Genomic DNA, 26,907 nt, shown 5'->3' with positions numbered 1-26,907 from the left:
ACTTTTCTTGCTGACTAGCCTCATGTTACAATAAGAATATAGCTGGTAGCTTTGCTTGTATAAAGCGAAGCAAATGAAAGTTGTAGTTTACAGTACGAGGTCTTTTGAGAAGGAATTGCTGGCAAAGGCCAATCAAAAAAAGCATGATATTACTTTAATATCTAATCCTCTGACTGATGAAACTACATCATATGCAGAGGGTAAAGATGCTGTTGTAGTTTTTACAAGTGACGATGTCTCGGCATCAGTTATAAAAAAGCTGGCTCATTATGGCGTTAAATACATTGCCACACGTTCTGTAGGTACAGATCATATTGATAAGCAAGCCGCTGCAGCAGCCAACATTAAAATAGCCAATATACCGTCTTACTCTCCACATAGCATAGCAGAACACGTTTTAACACTTGTTTTGGCTTTAAATCGTAAAATTTTATTATCAACACAAAGAAGTAAAAACTTTGATTTTAGGCTAGATGGGTTAGTAGGTTTTACTTTGTATGGTAAAACTGTGGGTATAATAGGTTTAGGCGAAATTGGTCTAATTACCGCAAAAATATTTAATGGGTTTGGCTGTAAAGTTTTGGCTTATGACCAAGTAAAACATCAACATACAGGAATACAACATGTTGGTTTAGAAGAGCTTTATGCTAAATCAGATATTATTTCTTTACATGTTCCTTTAAATGATGAAACCAGACATATTATTAATGCAGAGAATTTAGCCAAGATGAGACCTGGGGTGATGCTTATCAATACAGGCAGAGGAGGTTTGTTAAATACTAATGATGTTTTACAAGCACTTAAATCTGGTAAAATTGGTGCTTTAGGTGCCGATGTTTATGAATATGAGCATGGTTTATTTTTTGAAAATCATCATCAAGACAAAGAAAAAGATTGTTTATTACAACAGTTATTAGCTTTTCCTAATGTTATTATCACACCACATCAAGCTTTTTTAACTACAGAGGTTTTGCAAGAAATAACGCAGCTTACCATAAAAAGCTTAGACCTTTGGCAAGAAAATAAGTGTGTAGGTAAAGCTTGTGCCTGTGCTAAAAACTGCCAAAAAGAAGCTATCAAAGAAAAACCATTGCTACCTCATCAATCATAATATGCTTACGCAAGATATCATTACAAAATATACGGTACCTGTACCTAGGTATACCAGTTATCCTACTGTTCCGTTTTGGGATGAAAGTACTTTTAACAAATCTTTATGGTTGCAAAAAGTAAAGCAATCTTTTGATATCAGTAATCATAAAGATGGTATAAGTGTTTATATCCATTTACCTTATTGTGAAAGTTTGTGTACTTATTGTGCCTGCAATAAACGTATTACTAAAAACCATGGGGTAGAAGAACCATATTTAAAAGCTGTTATAAAGGAGTGGAAATTGTATAAAGCTGTTTTTGGTGCTCAACCTCAGTTAAAAGAAATACATTTAGGCGGTGGTACGCCAACATTTTTCTCTCCAGAAAATCTAGCGCTTTTAATCAAAGGTATTTTAGAAGATTGTTTAATTCATGAAGATGCAGAATTTAGTTTTGAAGCGCATCCGGCAAATACCACTTTAGCACATCTTGAAGTATTATATGCTTTAGGTTTTAAAAGATTAAGTTTAGGTATTCAAGATTTTGATGAGCAAGTTCAAATCATGATTAACAGAATACAATCTGTAGAAGAGGTAGATGTAGTGAGTAAACAAGCCAGAGCAATTGGTTATACTTCAGTAAATTTCGATTTAATTTATGGTTTGCCATTACAAACTGTTGCCAGTCTTACTGCTACGGTAGAAAAAGTTATCGGCTTAAAGCCTGATAGAATAGCGTTTTATAGCTATGCTCATGTGCCTTGGGTAAAATCTGGTCAGCGTAAGTTTACCGAGGCCGATTTGCCTGATACCCATTTAAGACAAGAATTGTACGAAAAAGGCAGAGAAATGCTTTTAGCTGCTGGTTATTTAGATATCGGTATGGATCATTTTGCTTTTGCTCATGATAGCCTAAATATAGCTGCACAAAACAAAAAGCTACACCGTAATTTTATGGGTTATACCCATCAATACACTCGTTTATTGGTTGGTTTAGGTGTTTCTTCTATTGGCGATACTTGGGATGCCTTTGCACAGAATGTAAAAAGTGAAGAAGAGTATTTAGCTTTAATAAATGCCGGAGAATTACCTGTGGTTAAAGGACACGTCTTAAATAATGAGGATTTATTAATTAGGAGGCATATTTTAAACATCATGTGTAAAGGTGTAACCACTTGGAGCGATGATGATTTGCAAAATGATGCTTTTAGAGAAAATTTATTAGGATTACCAGAGTTGGTAGAAGATGGTTTAATCATTCAAGAGCATCAGTCTATAAAAGTTACCAAAACAGGTAAACGCTTTCTGCGTAATGTATGTGCAGTTTTTGATGCCCGCTTACGAGCTACTAAATTAGAAAAACAACTATTTAGCATAGGTTAAGCTTTTAGAAATCAAATTTGAATGTCATATAATTAATGGCATGATTGTGGTTTCTTGTTTTATGTAAATATGTCTACTAAATTAGTAGAGAATTAAAAATTTCAAATTATGTTAAGACTAGGTGATGTAGCTCCAAATTTCAAGGCAAAGACCTCTGAAGGAGAAATTGATTTCTATGAATATTTAGGTGATAGCTGGGGTGTTTTATTTTCGCATCCGGCAGATTATACGCCAGTTTGTACAACAGAATTAGGTCGTACAGCAGCCTTAAATAATGAGTTTGCCAAAAGAAATGTAAAGGTAATGGCTCTAAGTGTTGATTCTGTAGAATCTCATAAGGGCTGGATAAGTGATATTAATGAAACACAAGGTGTGGAGGTTAATTTTCCTATCATTGCGGATGAAGACAAAAGTATTTCTGAAGCTTATGGTATGTTGCACCCAAATGCATCCACAACTTTTACAGTAAGATCTTTATTTATTATAGCGCCAGATAAAACCGTTAAGTTGATTATTTCTTATCCTGCATCAACAGGTAGAAATTTCCAAGAAATTTTAAGGGTGATAGACTCTTTACAGCTAACTGCTTATCATAGTGTTGCCACACCAGCAGATTGGAAAGATGGGGAAGATGTAGTTGTTGCGCCAGCTATTAAAACTGAGGATATTCCGGCTAAGTTTCCAAAAGGATTTAAAGAAATTAAACCTTATTTAAGAACAACGCCGCAGCCTAATAAGTAATTTTTATAAAATCTGTTGTTTTTAGAATATATTTTATATTTTAGAGATTAAGAAATAAATAGAATTACAATCTTTCTTAAATTATTTTACCCAATCAGTAAGAAATTTAGGTCTGATTATTATTAAAACACTTAAATTAATTATGAAAACGGGTAAAGTAAAATGGTTTAATGCACAAAAAGGTTTTGGTTTCATTATTTGTGATGGAAAAGACATTTTTGTTCACTTTAAAGACGTTATTGGAGGCGTAAATGCTATCTCAGACAATGATGATGTAGAGTTTGAGATTGCTGATGGTAAAAAAGGTCCTCAAGCTGTAAATGTAAAAAAGGTTTAAAAACATAAAGCTTAAATTTTAAAAGTCCTGAACATTGTTCAGGACTTTTTTATTTTTATAAAATCTTATATAAATTTCATTTTGGTGATGAATAAAACAACCTTCCATATAGAAAAAATGGATTGTCCTTCTGAAGAGCAAATCATCAGAATGAAATTAGATGGTTTTTCTAATATCAAATCTTTAAATTTTGATATTCCAAATAGAAAACTTCTGGTTTATCATGAAGATGCAGCTGCAGAGATTCATCAAAAATTAGATAGCCTTAATTTTAATACATCGCTTATAGAAAGTGTCGTTGCAGATGAATTAGATGTACCTATTCCTCAAGAAGCTGATAAAAAACTGTTATGGATAGTGCTATCAATAAATTTTGCTTTATTTATGATAGAAATTATAGCAGGGCTAATAGCAGGTTCTATGGGGTTACTAGCAGATAGTTTAGATATGTTAGCCGATAGTTTTGTATATGGATTAGCTTTGTTTGCTATTGGTAAATCTGTTTTTTTTAAGAAAAATATAGCTAAGGCTAGTGGTTACTTTCAGTTATTATTAGCTGTTTGGGGTTTTATAGAAGTTATAAAGCGTTTTTACGGTTTAGAGAGCCTACCACAAATTAACACCATGATATGGATTTCATCTTTGGCTTTAATAGGTAATGCTGCTTGTTTGTATTTTCTGCAAAAGAGTAAAAGTAAAGAAGCACATATGCAAGCTAGTATGATTTTTACTTCAAATGATGTATTTGTTAATATAGGAGTCATCTTAGCTGCTATTATGATTTATTTTACTTCATCTCCTTATCCTGATTTAATTATTGGAGCCTTAGTTTTTATTATTGTGGCAAGGGGGGCTTTAAGAATTTTAAATTTATCCAAAGTTTGATAATTTATTTAAAGCCACCGATAATTAATGTTAAAATGGTTAATAAATAAATTCAATACTTAGTCTTGATAAGGAAGCTTTTAACAAAGTAAGGTTGGATTATTAAAAATATTCAATAAATTTGAGTAAATCCTATCTCATTTTAAGATGTTTATTAGCCATAAAGAAGAGGATAAGTTATTATTATTACAGATGCAGGAAGATGATGATAATCTTGCATTTGATACCCTATATGATAAATATTGGGAGCAAATTTATAATGCAGCTTATAAACGTCTTAAAGATGCCGATTATGCAAAAGATATCACCCAAGATATTTTTCTTCAATTGTGGCTTCGTCGTAAAGAGCTTTCTATAGATAATTTAGTTTCTTATTTGCATACATCTGTAAGAAATAATGTTTTTAAATGGATAGAAAAAGAACAAAAATACACGCCAATTCCCGAAGTTTTAGCTCAATTGGGTATTGCTAAAGACCAAGCTGATGCAGAAATATTAAGGAAAGAGTTTTTAATCAAATATGAACGATTGATAAACTCTTTAACACCGTCTCAACAAGAAATCTTTAGGATGCGTTATCACGAAGATTTAACCACACAACAAATAGCTGATAAACTTCAAATCAGTAGAAAAACTGTACAAAACCAATTAGGAAAGAGTATGGCTCAATTAAGAGAGTCATTAGGTCCTTTATATCTGGTGTTCTTATTACAAAATCTTTAAAATTTTTTATTTCTCGTGGGACTTTTCGTTCCTCGGCGGTCTTATCTCTAAAGGCTCAAAAAAAGGAGTCGGCAAAAGATGGATCAAAAGGAATTTTATATCATTCTTCATAAATATAGGCAAGGGACAGCCACTCCTGAAGAGATTGCTTTCTTAGAAGCTTATTATGACCTTTTTGAGGTTGAGGAGAATGTGTTAGACAAGATGGACGAAGTGGCTAAAGCCCAGCTAAAAAACATAATAAAAGTTGGTTTGAGTGAACAGATTGCTGCGGAAGAGCGTAAAAGCTCTTCCAAAGTAATTTGGATAAAGAGATGGGCTGCCGCTGCGGTTGCTTTATTATTGATTGGCGTAGCATCTTACCTCTTTACTCAGCAAAATACAGGCCCTACAAATAAACAAGAAGAACAAGTTACCAAATTGGATATCCCACCCGGAGGTAATAAAGCTGTTTTAACTTTAGCAGATGGCTCATCTATCATTTTGAATGATAAGGAAAATGGTCTTATCACACAAGATGCCGGAGCAGAGATTGTAAAAACAAAAGATGGACAAATTGTTTATCGCAGCAAGCAAGCTGCACAAAATGCAGCTTTAAATATGATAAGTACTCCTCGTGGGGGGCAATATAAATTAACCTTATCAGATGGTACTAAAGTTTGGTTAAATGCTTCTTCATCAATAAAATTTCCTACTGTTTTTACAGGTACAGAGCGTAAAGTGGAAATTACAGGGGAAGCTTATTTTGAAGTTGCGAAGAATAAAAATATGCCTTTTAAAGTAAGCTCGGCTCATCAAATGATAGAGGTTTTAGGAACTCATTTTAATATCAATACTTATGATGATGAAAGTGCTGATAAGACAACACTTATAGAAGGTAGTGTTAAAATTTATAAGCTTAATCAACAAGGTAAAGAAGAAAATATATCAACTATTTTAAAGCCTGGTCAACAAGCGATATTAACTAGCCAAGCTAAAAACTTTAAGGTGTCAGATGCAGATGAGGAAGCTGCTGTAGCTTGGAAAAATGGATATTTTAAATTCAATAGAGATAATATCCAAACCATTATGAGACAAGTTTCTAGATGGTATAATGTTGATGTAGAGTATCGAGGAAAAATATCGGAAGATTTATTTGTGGGGAAAATCAATAGAAGTGAAAACGTATCTGAGGTTTTAAGAATCTTGCAATTGAGTAAAATTAATACCACCATTAAAGGTGATAAAATCATCATAACCAATTAATAATGTTTAACCTAATAAAAAGATATGATATGAAGACATAAGTACTGTATATCTCATCCAACAAAAAAACCGGGTGTGCTACCAACACAACCGGCCTAAAGGAAGCTTTTTAAAAAGCTGTTCCGGTTTGGATTAACCCTAAAAAAATTCTGTGGAAGGAACTTAATCTATTAACCCAAACTTTACAAAAGTATGCAATTAAATGTTTACGGTAAAATCCGGAAAGTATCCGGATTATTCCCTTCGAAAGCGTTTCGTATTATGAAACTGACGGCAATCTTATTAACCCTTGGATGTTTGCAGCTTAGCGCAAAAAGTTTTTCGCAAAGTATTAGCATTACAGGGAAGAATATTTCCTTAGAAAAAGCACTTACTACCATTGGCGAGCAAAGTGGCTATTTCTTTTTTTATAAGTATAACGAGCTGGTAAATGCCAAACCCGTTACCTTAAATTTAAAAGGAGCAAGTCTTGAAAGAGCTTTACAAGAAAGTTTTAAAGGACAGCCTTTTAGTTATTCTATTGATAATAAAACTATTGTAGTTAATAAAATTGAAATTAAGCCTCAGCCTAAATTACCGGTTGATGTAAAAGGAAAGGTTACAGATAAATCTGGTCAGCCTTTGCCAGGTGCTACCATTAAGGTTAAAGGTTCTGATAAGGTTACCCAAACTGATGTAAATGGTAATTTTAGCTTAAATGGTCTTACAGATAATGCAGTTATTGTGGTAACCTACACTGGTTTTGTAGTACAAGAAGTTGCTATAGCTGGTAAAAACACTATCAATATTAGTTTGGTAGAGGATAGTCAAAATTTAAATACCGTAGTGGTAGTAGGTTACGGAACCCAACAACGTAAAGACGTTACAGGGTCTATTAGCTCTATCAATGCGCAAAGAATTAAAGACCAACCCGTAGTAAGCTTAGATAATGCTATGGCGGCACAAATGGCAGGTGTGCAAGTAACACAGGCAACAGGTGCACCGGGTGGTGGTTCTACAGTAAGAATTAGAGGCGCAGGTTCTCTAAGTGCTGGAAATGAGCCTTTATATGTGGTAGATGGTTTTCCGGTTACTAATGATTATAATCAAAGAAATAACCCTTTAAATACCATTAACCCAGCTGATATTGATAATATTCAGGTTTTAAAAGATGCATCAGCAACAGCTATTTATGGTTCTAGGGGTTCTAATGGTGTGGTTATCATTACCACTAAATCTGGTAAAAGTGGTGTTTCTAAAATAGATTTTAGTTTAAATACCGGTGTACAACAAGTAGAGAAAACTTTAGATGTATTAAATGCTAAAGAATATGCCTATTTTATTAATGAAGCAAGAAATAATGCTTGGGTAAATTCAGGTCCTGGTCGTTCTGCATCAGATCCTAACTCTGCTCGTTTAAATAACGTCATGTATTTATTGCCTGCTGTATTCTCAGATCCAGAATCTTTAGGTGAAGGTACCAATTGGCAAAATGAGATTTTTAGAACTGCACCTATGAGTAATTATCAGTTAAATTTCTCTGGCGGTAATGATAAAACAAGATTCTTTGTTTCTGGTGGTTATTTAGCGCAAGATGGTATTGTTACAGGTTCAGATTTAAAGCGTTATTCTTTTAGAGCTAATGTAGAATCTCAGTTAAATAAAAGAGTTAAAGTAGGGGCCAACTTAACGCCATCATTTACTTTCTCTAACCAAACTTTAGCAGAAGGAAACTGGCAGGGTGGAGGTATCATTCAATCGGCATTAACTGCACCACCGCACCTTAAACCTTATGACGCTAATGGAAATTATACACAAATTACAGGACTAGGTATTGGTACTAGTGAGGTTGATAATCCAGTAAAAATAGCTAACGAATATTTCCAACAACAAAATACTTTAAGATTATTAGGTACTGCTTATGTGGATTTTAACATAGCAAAAGACTTAAATTTTAAAACTTTAGTAGGGGCTGATTTTAGAAACTTTGACCAGGATGTATTTAGTCCTTCTATCATCAACCCTAATAGTACCAATGCAACAAAGCTTCCTGTAGGTTCTTATGATGAGTCTAACAGTAGAAACTGGTTGTCAGAGTTTACCTTAAATTATAAGAAAACTATCGATAAACATGCATTTGATGTATTGGCGGGTTACACCATCCAAAAGGAAAAAACAGACTTAACCAGCTTAAGTGGAAGCAATTATGCTAGCGATGCTGTAAGAACTATCAATGCAGCTGGTTTAGTAACTGTTGGTGCTTCTTCTGGTCCTCAAGCATGGTCATTGTTATCATATATTGCCCGTTTAAATTATAGTTATAATGATAAATATCTGTTAACAGCAACTTTCAGACAAGATGGTTCATCGCGTTTTGGTGGTGACAATAAATGGGGAACATTCCCTTCTGTATCTTTAGGTTGGAGGGTTTCTGAAGAAGATTTCTTGAAAGATGTAAATTGGTTAAGCGAGTTAAAAGTTAGAGCTAGTTATGGTTTAACAGGTAATAATTTCATCACCAACTATGGCTCTATAGGTTTAACAGGTATAGAGAATTATATTTTTGGACCTAGCGGAGGTATAGTTAATAATGGTATCAGACAAACTACAATAGCCAATAGTCTTTTAGGTTGGGAGAGAAATAAGCAGTTTGATGCTGGTTTAGAGTTTGGTTTATTACAAAATCGTTTCTCTATGTCTTTTGATTATTATAATAAAACTACTTCAGACTTATTATTAAACGTACCTGTACCAACTTTAACAGGATATAGCGAAGCTTTAAGAAACATTGGAGAGATTAATAATAAAGGTTTTGAATTTACTTTAGTTAGCCGTAACATGGTTAAAGAATTTAAGTGGACTACAGACTTTAACTTCTCTACCAATAACATCAAAGTGGTTGCTTTAGGGCCAGATGGTTCTGCTATTTTAAGAAGACAACCAACTTTTGCCGCTGGTAATACGCACATTACAGAAATTGGTGCCCAGCCGGGTTCTTTCTTCGGTTATAAAGTTGTTGGTATTTATCAGAATCTAGATGATGTTAATAACAACCCAGCAGTAGAAAACGCTTCGGGTGTTAAAATCTCTAAACCTGGCCAGTTAAGATTTGCTGATGTTAATGGCGATGGTAAAATTACTGCGGATGACAGGACAAGATTAGGTAGTCCGTTTCCAGATTTTACTTATGGTATGACTAACAGCTTTGCTTACAAAAACTTCGATTTTGCTTTCACCCTACAAGGCGTACAAGGTTTTGAGGTTTTAAATGCAGCAAGAAGATTTTACGGAAATTATGCTGGTTCTTATAACGTGTTAAAAAGTACCTCAAACGGATGGAAATCAGAAACCGACCGTGGTGATGGAGTTAGCCCACAAATAGACCGTAATTTTGGTGCTTTAGGTGTTGCCTCTGTTATCAATAACGTTACTTCTCAGTTTGTTGAAGATGGCTCTTTCTTAAGAATCAGAAATATAACTTTAGGATATAACTTACCAGCATCGGCTCTTAAAGCCTTAAAAGTTGCTAATGCCAGATTAAGCTTTACCATCCAAAACGCTTATACTTTTACTAAATACGAAGGTTATAACCCAGAGGTAAGCTTTGAAGGTGCTAATCCTTTAGTACCAGGTGTTGATTCGGGAGGTTATCCTTTAGCCCGCACCTTTATGTTTGGATTAAATTTTGGATTCTAATACAGTTATAGACATGAGAAATATTAAAACATTATTCACTGCAGGTGTAATTGTATTACTTTCTGCAAGTAGTTGCAAAAAAGATTTTTTAGAATTAGCACCAGTAGCTCAGCTAAATGCTAATAATTTCTATAAGACTGGAGACGACATGAAAAATGCGCTTACAGCAGCTTATGGAGGACTACAATATGCTGGTTTGTATTATTCTTCTATGCATATCATTGGCGATTTACGTTCTGATAATACAGAAATTACAAATGTAAACGCTGGTGCAGATTTAGACGCGGTAGACAAGTTTGTAAACTTACCTACAACCTCTATCAGTAGTACTACATGGGCAGGCCATTATCAGGCTATCCAAAACACTAATATCGTAATAGAGAAAATACAGACAGTTACGATGGATGAGACTTTAAAAGCCAGATACATTGGCGAAGCTAAATTTTTAAGAGGCTTAATGTATTTTAACTTGGTAAGGATTTTTGGTGGAGTGCCTTTGGTTACAAAAGTTATTGTAAACCCACAAGAAGGTTATGATTATGGTAGAGAATCAGTAGAAAACGTTTACAATCAAATTATTTCTGATTTAACAGATGCTGAGGCTGCTTTACCTTATGAATATACAGGTGGAGATATTGGTAGAGCAACAAAAGGTGCTGCTATGTCTTTATTGGGTAAAGTATATTTAACTCAGAAAAGATGGGATTTAGCCGCTCAAAAGCTTAAGCAAGTTATTGATGCGCAAGCACAAACTAAATATCAGTTATTGCCATCTTATGCTAGTGTATTTGGTATCGCAAATGAAAATAGCCGTGAGTCTATTTTTGAAGTTCAATTTAAAAGAGCTTCTAACGGAGAGGGTAGTCCTTTTACCAATCAATTTGCACCTATAGGTTCTGGTACAGCGGTGGTAACTGTGGGTAACCCTCTAGGGCAAAATATCCCAACAGCAGAAATGAATAATGCTTATGAAGCTAACGATGCTAGAAAAGCAGTTTCTATGCGTACCAGTTATGTTTTAGCCGGAAACACGGTTGTCCATAATTATATAGTAAAATATTCTGGCACACCAGCGGCTAATATAGATGGCGATAATAACTGGATAGTTTTAAGATATGCAGATGTTCTTTTAATGTATGCAGAAGCTTTGAATGAACTGGGTTATGTTGCTGATGGACCTGCATTTACTTACTTAAACCAGATTAGAACTAGAGCGGGTTTACCAATTAAAACTAGTAATAACCCTGATGCTGCTTTAAGAGTAGCAAACCAAGCAGCTTTCAGATTAGCTATTGAACAAGAAAGGTTTGTTGAGCTAGCTTTTGAAGGTCACCGTTGGTTTGATTTGGTAAGAACAGATAGAGCTTTAACTTTATTAGGTTCTAAAGGAATGGAAGCACATGAAGCTTTATTCCCAATTCCGCAAACACAAATAGATATTAATAAAGCTAAGATAATCCAAAATCCGGGTTATAATTAATCATCATGAAGGGCTAAAGCATTGATGTTTCACCAGCTATATTATTTGGTGTTAATTCTTCATCCATGCTTTAGCCCTTTTTCTTTTTCCTTTCAGATTGCTTTTCCATGAAGAATTTATGCCTTTTAGTACTTATAACTTTTAATACTTTAGCTGTTGCCCAAGAAAGCCCAATAACCCTTAACCAAAAAGATGATGGTTATAGAGGTATTTGGTATAGCAACCAGCCTTCTCATGATGAATATGTATATAAATACAGCGGAGGTTTAGGGACTTATCCTGCCAATCATTACCCATTTTCTATTTATGTAAAAGAGGTTCATAAAACCTTTTTTTGTTATGGTGGGAGTGATGCTTCTGGGAAAACCTTGCTTCATATGGTTTCTTATTTTGATCATCAAACAGGTATGGTTCCAAAACCAACAGTGGTTTTAGATAAGAAAACAGACAATGCTCACGATAATCCGGTGATGAATATTGATAAAGAAGGCTACATCTGGCTTTTCTCTACAGCGCATGGTACCAATAGTCCTTCTTATATCCATAAAAGTAAAAAGCCTTACGATATCAATGAGTTTGAAGAAATTAAGGCTACTAAGCTAGTTAATGGTGAGGTGGTAGCCATGAATAATTTCTCTTATCTGCAAACCTGGTATCAGCCTGATAACGGTTTTATCAATCTATTTACGCATTACGATAGAAAGGTTATTCCGGGGCAACCCTCTAAACCAAGAAGAACTATCAGTTTCATGATAAGCCAAAACGGTGTAAATTATACTGAATGGAAAGATATAGCCGCCATAGAAGAAGGCCACTATCAAACCAGTGGAAGTTATGGAACCACTGTAGGTACAAGTTTTAATTTCCATCCTGTTAAAGTAGGAGAGAACGGACTTAATTATAGAAGTAATTTGTATTACTTGCAGACATCAGATTTTGGTAAAAGCTGGCAGAATGCTAAAGGAGAAACTTTAAGTACACCTTTAAAAACCGTTAATAATGAAGCGCTTGTAAAAGATTATTATAGTAAAGGTTTAAATGTTTATATTAATGATTTAGCTTATGATGAAACAGGGAAACCTGTTATTCTATACCTAACCAGTAAAGGTTATGAAGCAGGACCAGAAAAAGGTCCGCGTACTTGGCATACCGCCAGATTTACCGGAGAAAACTGGGAAATTAATCCGATAACTACTTCTGGTAATAATTATGATATGGGTTCTTTATATATAGATGATAAAGGTATCTGGCGAGTAATTGGACCAACTACTATGGGGCCTCAACCTTATAATACAGGCGGAGAAATGGTGATGTGGACAAGTAAAAATCAAGGTAAAACCTGGAAAAGTAAGGCTTTAACAGCTAATAGTATATATAATCATTCTTATGCCAGAAGACCTGTAAATGTTCATCCAGATTTTTATGCTTTTTGGGCAGATGGACATGGGAGAGAAAAATCAGTTTCCAGATTATATTTTTCTGATATAAAAGGGCGTGTTTATCAACTACCAACAGAAATAAATACTGATTTTATTAAGCCAATCCGTGTAAAAAGAAAGAAGTAGCATCATAACTTTAAAAGGATAGTCAAAAAAAATATTAAAGAATTTTCAGTTGCTTTTTAATTTTTTTTATAACTTTCAAATCTTAAATAATTAAATGTAAAAGATTAGGTTATGCCAATTATACCTACAACCCTTACAAACAGAGCTTTAAGCTTAATAATATTGCTTTCTGTTGTATGGTGTTCCTGTTCTAAGCCAGAAAACAAGGATTTAACTTTCTTAGATAATGTAAAACTAGAATCTAGTATTTTAAAGGTAGAGACTCTTCAAGATAGTTTAGAAGTACCTTGGGATATTGCTATAACGAATAATAATTTTTTATTTTTTACAGAGCAATATGGAGCTATATCTTACATCAATCTAGAAACACATCAACAACAAAAGTTATTGGTTATACCAGAAGTTTGGCATCAAAGAACTGCGGGTTTATTAGCCATGGCAGTTCATCCAGATTTTAAGCAAAATCCTTATGTATATGTGCATTATACTACAAAAACCGATACTTTGATATTTAATAAATTGGTAAGATATACTTTTAAAGGCGATACACTGGAGTCTCCAAAAGAGTTGTTGAAAGTTAAAGGTTTTAAAGCACATAATGGAGGGCGTATAACCTTCTCAAAATCTGGTAAAATACTTTGGGCAACTGGCGACGCTTATCATGGTGATGAATCTCAGGACTTAAACTTTTTGAATGGTAAAATTTTGCGTTTAAACCCCGATGGCAGCATACCAGCCGATAATCCAAATCCTAAAAGTTACGTATGGGCCAGAGGTTTTAGAAATATGCAGGGTATTACTGTTACCAATAAAGGAAACGTATTTACATCTGAACATGGAGATGCTATTGAGGACGAAGTAAATTTGATAGAAAAAAATAGAAATTATGGTTGGCCTGCTATAGAAGGCTTACATAATTTACCAGAAGAAATTGTTTTTGCTCAGGCAAATAACACCAAAGAGCCAGTTAAATCTTGGACTCCCGTAATTGCTCCTGCTGGTATCGCGTATTATGGTTCTGCAAGTATTCCCGAGTGGAATAATAGCCTACTATTAACTACCTTAAAAGGTCAAAGTTTACGTGTTTTAAAATTAAATGAAGAGGGTAAAGCCATCGTATCCGAAGAGATATTTTTTGAGAATTATTATGGGCGTTTGAGAGATGTATGTGTGGATGCAAACGGTGTAATTTATATTTCAACAAGTAATAAAGATTGGAAACCTCAAGTTGATTTTCCCTTACCGGGAGATGATAAGATATTAAAGATAAGTATATCCGATAAGGTATTAAAAAAGCCTTTGACAGGTTTAAAGGCCCAAGCAACGCTACAACACTTAAATGCGGCACAACTGTATCAAAGTTATTGTGTATCCTGTCATCAGGCAGATGGAAAAGGCGTAAAAGATGTTTTTCCGGCTTTGGCAGGTTCTGCTATGGTAAATGGTCCTTCAACAGGTCTTATAAAAGCGGTGTTAAATGGAATCAATAGAAAGGAAAACCCTCAGAAAATGCCAAGTTTCGCTTTTTTAAAAGATCAGGAGTTGGCAGATATTCTTATTTATATTAGACAAAATTGGGGAAATCAGGCCTCTAAAATTAACGAAACAGAAATCGCACAAAACCGCTAGTATGGAAGAACAAAATCAGCAAAATAAGCTGGTGAAATTATTAAAAGGTCTAGGGCCAGGTATTATTACAGCAGCTCTGGTTTTTGGTCCAAGTAAAATGACCATTACTTCAAAACTTGGTGCAGAATATGGCTACTCAACCCTTTGGGTGGTTGTAATTGCTATCTTCTTTATGCTCATTTTTACCAATATGGGGGCTCGTATAGGGCTAAGTAGCGAAAATAGTCTCTTATCTCAAATTAAAGTAAAATGGGGTAACAAAGCTGGATTAATAATAGGGTTTGGTGTGTTTTTAGTCACCACTTCTTTTCAAGCAGGAAACTCTATAGGGGTAGGTATTGCCATTGCAGAAGCCAGCGGTACTAAAGCGTGGATATGGGTTTTAGTCTTCAATATCTTAGGCATTGCATTGTTATTTTTTAGAAGTTTTTATAAAACCCTAGAACGTTTAATGATTGCATTGGTAGGATTGATGCTTTTCTCATTTTTAACAACTTTGTTTTTGAGTAAACCTTCTTTAACTGGTATTGCTGGTGGGTTTATTCCAAGTTTTCCAGTGGGTTCAACAGGTTTGCTAATAGCTTTTATGGCTTCTTGTTTTTCTATAGTAGGGGCTTTTTATCAGGCTTATTTGGTACAAGAAAGCAGAAAGCCTGGCGCCAAACCTCAAAAAAACAGAAGCGCAACAGGGATATATATTTTAGGGATTATGAGTGCAGTTGTCATCATTTGTGCTGCTGCTGTATTACATCCGCAAGGAATAAAAGTAAATTCTGCATCAGAAATGTCTAAAGCTTTAGAGCCATTATTTGGGACATACGCAGCTGATTTATTTTTAGCAGGGTTATTTGGAGCCTCTTTTTCATCATTAGTAGGTAACGCTACCGTTGGCGGTAGCCTTTTGGGCGATGCTTTGGGTTATAGTAGTAAATTAAGTTCTAAAGCAGTAAGGTTACTGATAGCTTTAGTAATGGTTTGTGGAGCCAGCATTTCTCTCATCTTTGGAAAGTTACCTTTAGAACTTATCATTTTTGCACAAAGTGTTACCATATTTTTAGTTCCCATTATAGGTATAGCCATGTTTTCTATTGCCAATGACAAGAAAATGATGGGTGAAAATGTGAATAATAGTTTTGCTAAAGTAGGTGGAGCTATAGGCTTAGTACTATTAAGCTCATTGGCAATTTGGAATTTTTACGAGCTATTTATTAAATAATTATAAGATTAAGCAAGAAACGAATGAAAGATTTAGAAAAGTTAGAATCTGAATTATTAGCACCATCGGCAGCATTAATTGCTGATATGGCTAAAATAGAAGGAGATATTATTCTTTTAGGCATTGGTGGTAAAATGGGCCCAAGTATGGGTAAACTAGCTGTTTCAGCAGCTAAAGCCGCGGGTATAAACAAAAGAATTATTGGTGTTTCGAGATTTTCTGATGCCAAAGCAAAAGCAGCATTAGAAGCTGTAGGTATAGAAACCATTTCTTGCGATTTATTAAATGATGCGGAACTACAAGCACTACCTGATGCCAAAAATGTGATTTACCTAGCCGGAAATAAATTTGGTACAACAGGTAAAGAAGGTTTTACTTGGGCTATGAATGCTTATTTACCGGGTAGGGTAGCAGAAAAATATAAAAACTCAAATATCGTAGCATTTTCATCAGGTAATGTTTTACCTTTTGTACCAGTAACATCTGGCGGTGTTTCTGAAGAAACTACACCAGAGCCTATTGGCGAGTATGCGCAGTCTTGTTTGGGCAGAGAACGCATTTTTGAATATTTCTCTCAAAAAAATCAAACACCTACACTTATTTATCGCTTAAACTACGCTGTAGATTTTAGATATGGTGTGATGATGGAGCTTGCAAAATCTGTTTTAGAAGGAAAAGAAATTGACCTGCGTACAGAAAACGTGAATGTGATTTGGCAAGGAGATGCTAATGAAATTGCTATACGTTCTTTATTACATTGTGAGGCGCCAGCAAAAATGTTAAACGTAACAGGTCCAGAAACCCTATCTATTAAATGGATAGCCAATCAATTCGGGAAAATTTTTGGTAAAGAACCTAAGTTTATTTATGAAGCAGAAGGTACAGCATTACTTAATAATGCATCAGAATGCCACAGGTTATTTGGTTATCCTAAAGTTACAGTAAGAGAAATTATAGATATCACAGCAACTTGGTTACAACAAGGTGGTGAAGAGTTTGGCAAAGCAACACATTTTCAAGAAAGAGGAGGTAAATTCTAATGAAATTATTATCAGAAGAGCTAAAAAGACATTTACATTTTGGAACGGTTATTCCGGCTCATCCATTAGCATTAAATGCAGATAGAACATTAAACGAATTTAAGCAGAGACAATTAAGCAGATATTATATGTCTAGCGGTACTGGGGGTATAGCCGTTGGTGTACACTCTACCCAGTTTGAAATTAGAGACCCAGAAGTAAATCTTTTTGAAACGGTTTTAAGATTAGCGTCAGAAGAAGTTACCAAAGCAAATTTAGACAGACCTTTTATCAAAGTTGCAGGTATTTGTGGGCCAACAGCACAAGCCGTTAAAGAAGCAGAAATAGCTTTAAAATACGGTTACGATATTGGTTTGCTAAGTATGGGTGGTTTACAAAACTGGTCTGAGGAACAAATCTTAGATCGTGTTAAAGCTGTTGCTGCTGTAATGCCAGTTTTTGGTTTTTACTTACAGCCATCTGTAGGAGGTAGAATATTTAGCTATGATTTTTGGTTACAATTTGCCGAGATTGAAAATATTGAAGCTATTAAATGTGCTTCTTTTAATCGCTACCAAACATTAGATGTTATGAGGGCGGTAAGCCATTCCTCAAGAAGAGATAAAATAGCGATGTACACTGGTAATGATGATAATATTGTGGCTGATTTGTTAACCAGCTACCGCTTTGAGGTAGAAGGGAAAACTTTTGAGAAACAGTTTATTGGGGGCTTATTAGGTCATTGGGCAGTTTGGACAAAGAAAGCGGTAGAGCTGCTTGAGGAAATTAAAGAACATCGGGCAAACCCAACAGCACAAAAGGCACATGAACTTCTGATTAAAGGTATTGAAGTTACAGATGTTAATGCCGCATTGTTTGATCCATCACAAGCTTTCCACGGCTGTATACCAGGAATTCATGAGGTTTTAAGAAGACAAGGTTTACTAGAAGGTAGGTGGTGCTTAAACCCTAAAGAAGAACTTTCTGATGGCCAAATGGAAGAAATAGATCGTGTTTATAAGGCATACCCACACTTAAACGATGACGCTTTTGTAAGCGAATTTTTAAAAAACGATAAGTAAATTATGAACTTAAAATATATGCTTACGCTAGTAATAGCGACTGGTATTTCTTTGGCTACTTTTGCGCAACCTAAAACAGGTAAGTTTACCAACTTGGGTCCGCAAGTATTTGCTGCCATGATACAAGGAAGTATCTTTGTTGAAGATACACAAGGAACCCCCTTGGTTTATACCGTTGTTAGAGGGGAGCCAGCCCATTTACTGGCTTTTGATGTTAAAAGTAAAAAATTGCTTTTAGATAAAGCTTTACCAGAATCTGATGGTGTTTGGGATATGGCACAAGCTAGTGATGGTTATTTATATATCCCTGGTGCAGGTGGTAATCTTTTTAAACACAAGCCCGGTACACAAGAGGTTGAAGATTTGGGTACCGCTTTAAAAGGCGAAACTTATTTGTGGAACCTTACGGCAGGTAAAGATGGTGAAGTTTTTGGTGCTACCTATCCTGGCTGTAGGGTTTTTAGATATCACCCTAAGGATGGTTTTTCTGATGTTGCAAAAGGGCCTTTGGTTGCTGGCGAGAATTATGTAAGAAGCTTGGCCTACCATGCCAAAACCGGACTTTTATATGCAGGTATTGGTTCTCATGCTCATTTAATAGAGCTGAATCCGATAAGCGGCGAAAAAAAGGAACTTTTGCCCAAAAAATATCAAGATAAAGAGTTTGTATACAGTTTAGAAATTGTACCGGGTAAAAACGGATCTGATCGTCTTCTAGCGCTCTTAACCGCCGGAAGTACCACATTGGTATATAATTTAAAAACTAAACAAATAGAGCAGGAAATTCAAGATATAGACATGAAAGCTGTTGCTTCTGACCAAAAAGGCAAAGCAGCTTTTTATACAGCTAAAGGTTCGTTAATGAGTTTTAATGCATCAAAATCTGTTAGTTTAGCAGAGAAGCTTTTGGCTGATGTTGGTACGGCTAACGCAATAAAAATTATTAAAGATGATGTCTATATATTAACATCAGGAGCCAATTTAGTTAAATACAGTCTTAAAAATAAAACCTCAGAGAAAACTAAATTAGCTATTCCGGCACAACCTATTCCTATCAATGCTTTACTTTACGGTCCTGATGGTAATATCTGGATGGGAGGGTATTTAGCTGGCGGACATGCAACTTACCATCCGGTGAGTGGTCAGAAAAGCAGATTATCCGGTTTAGATCAAACCGAAGGTATGGCCTCACAAGGCGAAAATATCTATTTCGGAATTTATCCAAAAGGTAAATTTTACCAATACCATACGCAACAGAAATGGGATTTGAAAGCTAACAATCCAAAAAAGCTTGGTGAAATAGAAGGACAAAGTAGATCTTTTGCGGTATTAAGTATTCCAGAACGCCAGCAAATGGTTTTTGGAATGATACCTGAGTATGGTAAACTAGGGGGGGCTTTGATTACTCTTGATGTGAAAACGCAAGAATTAAAAGCCTTTCATGAGCCTATAAAGCAACAAGCTATTTCTAGTTTAGCTTATACAGGCAAAGAAATTTTGGTAGGTACAACCATTTCTGGAGGTTTAGGTATTATGCCAGCCACCAAAGAAGCAGTTCTTTTCTCTTGGGATTTAGATAAAAATCAAAAAACGCATCAAATAATACCTGTAGCTGGCGCAACAGCTATTACTTGTTTAATAAATGGACCCGATGGCTACATTTGGGGTGTTGCAGATGGTACTTTATTCATTTATGATGCAACCCAAAGAGTAGTACTTTCTACCCACAAATTGTATGATTTTCCGCCTTTCAAAAGCCATATCTGGAGAAGTGCTTTCTTAACCATACATCCATCAGGGATGATTTACGGAACGGGAAATAATCATTTCTTTAAGCTCGACCCAAAAACTAAAGAAGTTACCATTTTAGATAAAGGAGCTAGTTTATTAGCTATGGATGCTTCTGGAAATATCTATTTCAGAAAAAATACCGATTTATGGAAATATACGCCATAGCGTGTGTCAACGTTGAATAAGATGCTATAAATACAATCAAATACCTAAAATGAATAATGATGAAGAAAATATTTTTAAGCTGTTTAACCTTACTGTTTAGCGTTAACTTGATAGCACAACCTATAGCTGTTGATAAAATAGCTATAGCGTGGAATTTATTAGCTAATCATTATGAAGGTAAAAACCAGTTTATAGCATCTTTCACTATCCATAACCAAAGCAAACAAAGCTTACCAGCAAATGGCTGGAAACTATATTTTTCTTACCCAAGAAAAGTTACCCAAGTTTTAAGTGCAAATGCGGTACTGCAAACCATCAATGGCGAGTTTGCTAGTCTAACTCCATCAACAAATTTTAAAGCCCTTGCTCCGGCATCAAAAGCTGTTATCACTTATGTTGCAGAGGGTAGATCCTTTACCTATACCGATGCGCCAAGTGGTTTGTATTTGGTTTTTGATAAGGAACCTCAAAAAGCATATCCCATTAAAAATTTTAAGGTTAATGCTGTACCAACGACAGAAAAAGCAAGTTTAAAGCTTTCGCCGGCACTTATTTATCAGAAGAATGAAGCTATCAGCAACGGGGCTTTATCAGATAGTAAACTGGTTTTGCCTTCGCCAATAAGTGCGGTAAAATTAACAGGGCAATTTCTTTTAAACGCTAAGACTACCTTGGTTTATGATGATTTTTTTAGTAATGAGGCTAAGCTTTTACAGCAAGATATCGCTCAGTTTTTAGGTAAAAAACTGATGCTTGCCAAGCAAGATGTAAAACAAGTAATCATCCTAAAAAAGGTAAACGGTTTGTCTAAAGAAGCTTACCAGCTAAAGGTTAAACCCGATTCTATTATCATCGCGGCCACGCAAACAGCAGGTGCTTTTTATGCAATACAATCTTTAAAAATGCTGATGCCTTTATCGGTTTGGAAAGCACCACAAACACAAATTACTATCCCGGCTATAGAAATTACAGACGAGCCAAGGTTTGCCTACCGCTCTTTTATGTTAGATGTTGCCCGTAATTTCCAAACTAAAGCACAAGTTTTGAAGGTTTTAGATTTGATGGCCTTGTATAAGCTCAACAACCTACATTTCCATTTAAATGATGATGAAGGCTGGCGTTTAGAAATTCCGGCTTTGCCAGAACTTACACAAGTGGGCGCTAAAAGAGGTCATACTTTAGATGATAAGCAAAACTTACAACCTTCTTACGGCTCTGGGCCAGATACTAGTGCTTTCCCAGGAAGCGGTTTTTACAGCAAGACTGATTTTATAGAAATTTTACGCTATGCTAAAGCTAGGCATATCCAAATCATCCCCGAGATAGAAACTCCTGGCCATGCTAGGGCAGCTATAAAAGCTATGGATGCCCGATATGAGCGTTTCATGAAAGCCGGAAATCCGCAAGAAGCAAAACGTTATTTATTAAGAGATACGCTAGATAAATCTATTTATAAATCTGTTCAAGGCTATCATGATAATGTGATGAATATCGCTCTGCCATCTACCTACAGCTTTATAGAAAAAGTGGTAGATGAGGTGATGGCCATGTATCAAGAAGCTGATGCACCTTTAAAAACCATTCATTTAGGTGGCGATGAAGTTCCGGCTGGTGTTTGGCAAAAATCTCCTGCTATTACTCAGTTGATGCAAAAAGAAAACATCAGAGAATATGATGATTTATGGTACCATTATCTGGCTAAAGCCAATACTATTTTAAAGCAAAAAGGCTTATACCTTTCTGGTTGGGAAGAGGTTGCCATGCGTAAAACCAAGTTAGATGGTAAAAACCAATACATCGCAAATCCTGATTTTACCTCTCAAAATTTTCATGCTTATGTGTGGAATAACGTTTGGGGTTGGGGCCAAGAAGATTTGGCTTACCGTTTAGCCAATGCAGGTTATAAAGTTATTTTAGCACCTGTAACCAATTTCTATTTTGATTTGGCTTACGAAAAAGATGCAGACGAGCCCGGTTTATATTGGGGTTCTTATGTAGATGTGGATAAGCCTTTCTATTTCAATCCTTTTGATTATTATAAAAGTGCCAAAGAAGATTTACAAGGCAATGTTTTAGATAAATCTATCTTAAAAAATAAAGAACGTTTAACCGCTTATGGGCAAAGTAATATTGTTGGTTTACAAGCTCAAATTTGGTCTGAGAAGATTAGCGGTCCGCAGCAATTAGAATATATGTTGCTACCTAAACTCCTTGGTTTTGCAGAAAGAGCTTGGGCAGCAGAGCCTATTTGGTCTTCTGCAACGGATAGCTTATTGGCAGAAAATCATTATAAGCAAGACTGGAACTGGTTTGTAAACCTGCTAGGAAAAAGAGAGCTACCACGTTTAGCTTATTTTAATGGTGGTTACCAATACCGCATCCCTCCGGTGGGTGTGCTTAAAGAAAACGGACTCTTAAAAGCGAATATGCAATTACCTGGTTTCACCATCAGATACACTACAGATGGCAGCTTACCACAAGCCAGTAGCCCAGTGTATACAAAGCCTTTAGCTGATAAAGGGAATGTAACTTTTAGAGCGTTTGATAGTAAAGGTAGGGGAGGAAGGACAACAGTTGCCGGTCTTTAGTGATTGATTTATCTTAATCAAGAAAATTAAATTTTTGATAACGATTTAAGCCTTAAGCTTTCCGCCTTTTGCTTTGAGCTTTAAAAAGGGATTTAAATCATTTTTTCACACTTGTAGATTGCCTAAATTAAGAGATGATGAAAACGAAAACTGCAATGATGCTAGAACTTTGGCTAGAGGCCAGAACTAGATTTACCAATCAGCTAGAAAGTATTTCTGAACTAGATTTACAAAAGAAATTGGGTGATGCGCCCAACTCTATTGGTTTTTTGATTAGACATATAGGTGATGTAGAGCTACTTTTTGCTAAGAATGTATTTGGAGATAGTACAATTAAAGTAAGTGCTAAAACAGTTATTGATAAAAAAGATACAGGCGAATGGGTAGATACAGCAGCTTTAAAAGCTTATGTGAAAGAGTCTTTTGAAAAACTAAAATCTATTGTTGAGCAGCAAACCGATGAAGATTGGGGAACTCATATCAGTACACAAGAGTTTGGTACCAAAACCAAGTCCGAAGCTTTTGGTAGAATTGTATCTCATACCACTTATCATGCTGGGCAAATGGCTATCATCCAAAAATATGGTATGGTTTAATAGATAAGCTGCTCTTTTATCCAATCGCTTATTTTTTATTGTTTATTTGAGTTTACTGTCATACGCTCGTTTGCTGAGAGTGCTTGATAGTGTAGAGTGAAAGTCTTTGCTTTAAGTAAATAATAGGAATTTCCTCCCTCCTTGATTCTCCCTCCAGAGGGAGATACTTTCGGCATACTTAGCGAGCGTATGAGTATTGATACAATCCCCAATAAATCAATGATTAAAAAGAAGTGTAAGAAGAGATGATATTTCAAATCTAATTGAAATAACGTTTTTAACCACAAAAAAGCGCCTCATCACAAAAGAAGAGACGCTTTTAAAATCTATAGAAACGGTTAGTCAATTCTTAAATACCTATGAACTTCTTAAGCCCTAAGTACTTATAAACCTTTTGGGCCCTAACAAACTAACCACCTAACCAACTAACAAACTAACCAACTACCTAATCTTACTGCCCTTAACGGCATAAAACCAGATGAATAAATAGCAAGGTACCATAATCCAATAAGCTTGTTGAGCATTAAAGGCATCCGTCAGAGCGCCATATAATAATGGGATTACTGCACCACCGGCAATACCCATCACCAATAGAGAGGAGCCTGCTTTGGTAAATCGGCCTAAGCCATTTAAAGCTAATGGCCAAATAGCTGGCCACATTAAAGCATTTGCCAAGCCTAATAATGCAATGGCTAAAACAGAAGTATATCCGCTAGAGAAGATGGCTAACATCGCGAAAGCTATACCTAAAAGCGCACAAAGTTTTAAAGCGTTTTCTTGTTTAATGTATTTAGGGATACAGATAATACCTAAAATATAACCTACTACCATAGCTATTAAGGTATAGGTAGTAAAGAAAGTAGCTGTATCAGGCTCAATACCTTGGCTTAAACCATAGCTGATGATGGTATCGCCTGCAATAACCTCAACACCAACGTACAAGAATAGAGTAATAACACCCAGTACCAAATGCGGAAACTGTAATACACTGGTTTTGCCAGAGTTTGATGCTGCTACGCTTTCATCCTCGGCATTGGTATCTATTTCTGGTAAGCTAGAACGGTAAATTAAAAAAGCCAGAATGGCTAAAACAGCTATGATAGCCATATAAGGCGTAATTACACGAGCAGCCAATTCATCTAACTGAGCAGCTTTGGCAACTTCACTTAAGTTGGCTAAATTTTCTTCGAAACTTTTAGTGTCTTTTAAAATGATAGAGCCTAAAATTGCAGGAGCAGCAGCACCAGCAAGTTTATTACATATCCCCATGATGCTGATACGCTTTGCAGCACTTTCTGCAGGCCCTAAAATGGTAATGTATGGGTTAGATGCAGTTTGTAAAATAGCTAAGCCACTACCTTGCACAAATAAACCTAAAAGGAAAAGGTTGTAAGTTCTGGTCATGGCGGCAGGGATAAATAATAAAGCGCCAATAGCCATGATAACTAAACCAACGGCCATCCCATTTTTAAAACCAAATATATTTAATGCTTTGGTAGAAACTGGGGCCATCACCAAATAAGCAATATAGAAAGCAAAAGCTACCAAATAAGATTGGAAATGGTTAAGCTCGCAAGCTATTTTTAAATAGGGGATAAGTACCGAGTTTAACCAAGTAACAAAACCAAAAATGAAAAATAAAGCCCCAATAATGAATATTGGGTTTAAACCAGATTTTTGCGCTGGCTGATAAGATGAAGATTGGGTCATATAATTTGTTTAGTGTTTTTGGTTTAATATTCCCATCTCACAAAAGCTTCCATAGCTTCATACTCTGCCAAACCTAATTGGTCATATGCTTTGGCGGTTTCGCTTGTTCTTTCTTCGGCTCTCACCCAGAATTCTCTAGAATCATCTCCAGGGAAAACAGGTAAGTCTTTCTGAGATTGATGTTTAAATATAGCTAAACGTTTTCTTTTTACCTCTTGTGGAGAAAGCGGAACAGCCATTTGTATTTCATGAATCTCAAACTCATGCCAAGCACCACGGTATAACCATAGCCAGCAGTCTTTTATCCAGTATTCTGTAAGTTTTAATCTTTGTAAAGCCGTTAATATAATATTGAAACACACTTTGTGCGTACCATGTGGGTCGGCAAAATCACCAGCGGCAAAAACCTGTTGCGGTTTATATTTCTTCAATAATTCCATAGTTTGGATGATGTCATCCTCAAAACTTACCTTGCTACTGGCTTTGTATCTATCGTAAAAAGGTAAATCCATAAAATGGATATTTTCATCTTTTAAACCTGCAAATCGGGCTCCGGCAATAGCTTCACCTTTTCTAATTAAACCTTTTACGGTTAAAAGCTCTTTAATATCGGGCTGATTAGGTTTTTTCTTTTCTAAGAAGTTCCTTACATCCTTATAAGTTTGCTCTAGGGTAGATGCATCATTACCTTGTACTTTGGCAAAATCAATAGCAAATTCTAAATAGCGTAAGGCATCATCATCCCAAACAGCGGTATTACCTGATGTTTGATAAGCTACATGTACATCATGCCCTTGGTCTGCCAAACGGATGAAAGTACCACCCATAGAAATAACATCATCATCTGGATGTGGAGAGAAGATGATAGAAGTTTTCTTTGCCGGATTTGCCCTTTCTGGTCTTTGGCTATCATCTGCATTAGGTTTACCACCTGGCCAGCCGGTAATGGTATGTTGTAATTTGTTAAATATATCGATGTTGATATTATAAACCGGACCTTTTTCTGTAGCCAGTTGCGCCATACCGTTGTTGTTATAATCTTCTTCGGTAAGCTTTAAAATAGGTTTGTTAACAGTTTTAGCTAGCCAAATAACCGCTTTTTTAATGGTTTTAGCATCCCAAACACAATCTCTTACCAGCCAAGGAGTATCAAAACGAGTTAGTTCTGATGCCGCATCTTGATCTAAAATAAACTCTACCTGATCTGATAATTGTAGGTAAGTAGCGGGTACTTCGGCAGAAATTTCGCCCTCGACTGCTTTTTTAATGATAGGCGCTTTTTTCTGGTTCCATGCCATTAAAATGATTTCGCGGGCTTTAAAAATAGTGCCAACACCCATAGTAATGGCTTTGGTAGGTACATTTTCTTTACCACCAAAATCTCTGGAAGCATCTCTTCTGGTTAAATCATCAAGAGTTACTAAACGTGTGCCCGAGTTAGGGGCAGAACCTGGCTCGTTAAAACCAATATGCCCGGTACGGCCGATACCTAAAATTTGAAGGTCTAAACCGCCATAAGCACTTATTTTTTTCTCGTAGTTTAAACAAAAGTCTGCCACTTCATTTTCTGGCAAAGTACCATCTGGGATATGAATATTTTCTTTATCAATATCTATATGGTTAAAAAGCTGCTCGTTCATGAAAGTAACATAGCTTTGTGCAGCATCTGGTTTCATAGGGTAGTATTCGTCCAGATTAAATGTTACCACATTTTTAAAGGATAAGCCTTCTTCTTTATGCATACGTACCAATTCTGCATAAACGCCTACTGGGGTAGCACCGGTAGCAAGGCCCAGAATAGCTTTTTCGCCTTTTTCTTGCTTGGCTTTTATCAGATTTGCAATTCTTTGTGCTACATTTATAGAAGCAGCATGCTGGTTATCAAATACGCTAACTGGTAATTTTTCAAAGCGAGTTTCTTCAAGAAGGTTTAAACGAGACATGGTTGATTTTTTATATGTATAATGAATATGCTATTTTAATTCT

19 protein-coding genes are annotated in these 26,907 nt (G+C 35.6%); 17 read left to right on the top strand and 2 right to left on the bottom strand.

Annotated elements, in window-relative coordinates:
• Positions 1-73: 73 nt before the first annotated feature.
• The 17 genes from GJJ64_RS05300 (at position 74) to GJJ64_RS05220 (ending at position 23,211) form a co-directional block, all read left to right on the top strand.
• Positions 74-1,111 (top strand): 2-hydroxyacid dehydrogenase, encoded by a 1,038-nt coding sequence (locus tag GJJ64_RS05300; protein WP_154286674.1) that lies wholly within the window; start codon positions 74-76, stop codon positions 1,109-1,111.
• 1 nt (position 1,112) lies between these two features.
• Positions 1,113-2,474, top strand: coding sequence for an oxygen-independent coproporphyrinogen III oxidase (gene hemN / locus GJJ64_RS05295; protein WP_154286673.1), 1,362 nt, complete (start codon positions 1,113-1,115; stop codon positions 2,472-2,474).
• A 105-nt stretch (positions 2,475-2,579) separates the two neighbouring features.
• On the top strand, positions 2,580-3,215 hold the full coding sequence (locus GJJ64_RS05290; protein WP_317162913.1) for a peroxiredoxin: 636 nt from the start codon (positions 2,580-2,582) through the stop codon (positions 3,213-3,215).
• A gap of 142 nt (positions 3,216-3,357) precedes the next feature.
• Entirely contained in the window at positions 3,358-3,552 is a 195-nt protein-coding gene (locus GJJ64_RS05285; protein WP_039451338.1) for a cold-shock protein, read from the top strand.
• An 87-nt stretch (positions 3,553-3,639) separates the two neighbouring features.
• Positions 3,640-4,437 carry a cation transporter gene (locus GJJ64_RS05280; RefSeq protein WP_154286671.1) on the top strand — a complete coding sequence of 266 codons (798 nt, stop codon included), beginning with the start codon at positions 3,640-3,642 and terminating at the stop codon, positions 4,435-4,437.
• Between the two features lie 147 nt (positions 4,438-4,584).
• Positions 4,585-5,160, top strand: coding sequence for an RNA polymerase sigma factor (locus GJJ64_RS05275; protein WP_154286670.1), 576 nt, complete (start codon positions 4,585-4,587; stop codon positions 5,158-5,160).
• A gap of 78 nt (positions 5,161-5,238) precedes the next feature.
• On the top strand, positions 5,239-6,405 hold the full coding sequence (locus GJJ64_RS05270; RefSeq protein ID WP_154286669.1) for a FecR family protein: 1,167 nt from the start codon (positions 5,239-5,241) through the stop codon (positions 6,403-6,405).
• Between the two features lie 261 nt (positions 6,406-6,666).
• The gene (locus GJJ64_RS05265) at positions 6,667-10,080 is read left to right on the top strand and encodes a TonB-dependent receptor (RefSeq protein WP_154286668.1); all 3,414 of its coding nucleotides are present in this window, start codon (positions 6,667-6,669) and stop codon (positions 10,078-10,080) included.
• 13 nt (positions 10,081-10,093) lie between these two features.
• Entirely contained in the window at positions 10,094-11,560 is a 1,467-nt protein-coding gene (locus GJJ64_RS05260) for a RagB/SusD family nutrient uptake outer membrane protein (RefSeq protein ID WP_154286667.1), read from the top strand.
• Between the two features lie 107 nt (positions 11,561-11,667).
• The gene (locus tag GJJ64_RS05255) at positions 11,668-13,125 is read left to right on the top strand and encodes a BNR-4 repeat-containing protein (protein ID WP_154286666.1); all 1,458 of its coding nucleotides are present in this window, start codon (positions 11,668-11,670) and stop codon (positions 13,123-13,125) included.
• Positions 13,126-13,236: 111 nt separating this feature from the next.
• A complete protein-coding gene (locus GJJ64_RS05250; protein WP_154286665.1) occupies positions 13,237-14,754 on the top strand; it encodes a PQQ-dependent sugar dehydrogenase in 1,518 nt (505 codons plus the stop codon).
• A gap of 1 nt (position 14,755) precedes the next feature.
• Positions 14,756-15,970 carry an Nramp family divalent metal transporter gene (locus GJJ64_RS05245; protein ID WP_154286664.1) on the top strand — a complete coding sequence of 405 codons (1,215 nt, stop codon included), beginning with the start codon at positions 14,756-14,758 and terminating at the stop codon, positions 15,968-15,970.
• 23 nt (positions 15,971-15,993) lie between these two features.
• Positions 15,994-17,010, top strand: a complete 1,017-nt coding sequence (locus tag GJJ64_RS05240) for an NAD-dependent epimerase/dehydratase family protein (RefSeq protein WP_026903205.1) — start codon at positions 15,994-15,996, stop codon at positions 17,008-17,010.
• A complete protein-coding gene (locus tag GJJ64_RS05235) occupies positions 17,010-18,071 on the top strand; it encodes a dihydrodipicolinate synthase family protein (protein ID WP_154286663.1) in 1,062 nt (353 codons plus the stop codon). The genes GJJ64_RS05240 and GJJ64_RS05235 overlap by 1 nt, the downstream gene beginning before the upstream one ends.
• Before the next feature lie 18 nt (positions 18,072-18,089).
• Entirely contained in the window at positions 18,090-20,027 is a 1,938-nt protein-coding gene (locus GJJ64_RS05230) for a ligand-binding sensor domain-containing protein (protein WP_154286959.1), read from the top strand.
• Between the two features lie 59 nt (positions 20,028-20,086).
• A complete protein-coding gene (locus GJJ64_RS05225) occupies positions 20,087-22,615 on the top strand; it encodes a family 20 glycosylhydrolase (protein ID WP_154286662.1) in 2,529 nt (842 codons plus the stop codon).
• A gap of 134 nt (positions 22,616-22,749) precedes the next feature.
• A complete protein-coding gene (locus GJJ64_RS05220) occupies positions 22,750-23,211 on the top strand; it encodes a DinB family protein (RefSeq protein WP_229655463.1) in 462 nt (153 codons plus the stop codon).
• A 441-nt stretch (positions 23,212-23,652) separates the two neighbouring features.
• On the opposite strand, the gene GJJ64_RS05215 is transcribed toward GJJ64_RS05220, so the two are convergent.
• A complete protein-coding gene (locus GJJ64_RS05215) occupies positions 23,653-24,921 on the bottom strand; it encodes a sugar MFS transporter (protein ID WP_154286661.1) in 1,269 nt (422 codons plus the stop codon).
• Positions 24,922-24,944: 23 nt separating this feature from the next.
• Positions 24,945-26,864 carry a glucosamine-6-phosphate deaminase gene (gene nagB, locus GJJ64_RS05210; RefSeq protein WP_154286660.1) on the bottom strand — a complete coding sequence of 640 codons (1,920 nt, stop codon included), beginning with the start codon at positions 26,862-26,864 and terminating at the stop codon, positions 24,945-24,947.
• Positions 26,865-26,907: the final 43 nt, after the last annotated feature.

Source organism: Pedobacter puniceum (assembly GCF_009674685.1).
In the GTDB taxonomy this organism is placed as follows: domain Bacteria; phylum Bacteroidota; class Bacteroidia; order Sphingobacteriales; family Sphingobacteriaceae; genus Pseudopedobacter; species Pseudopedobacter puniceum.
The sequence above is the reverse complement of the archived record's forward strand: the minus strand, read 5'-3'. Positions and strand labels throughout refer to the sequence as shown.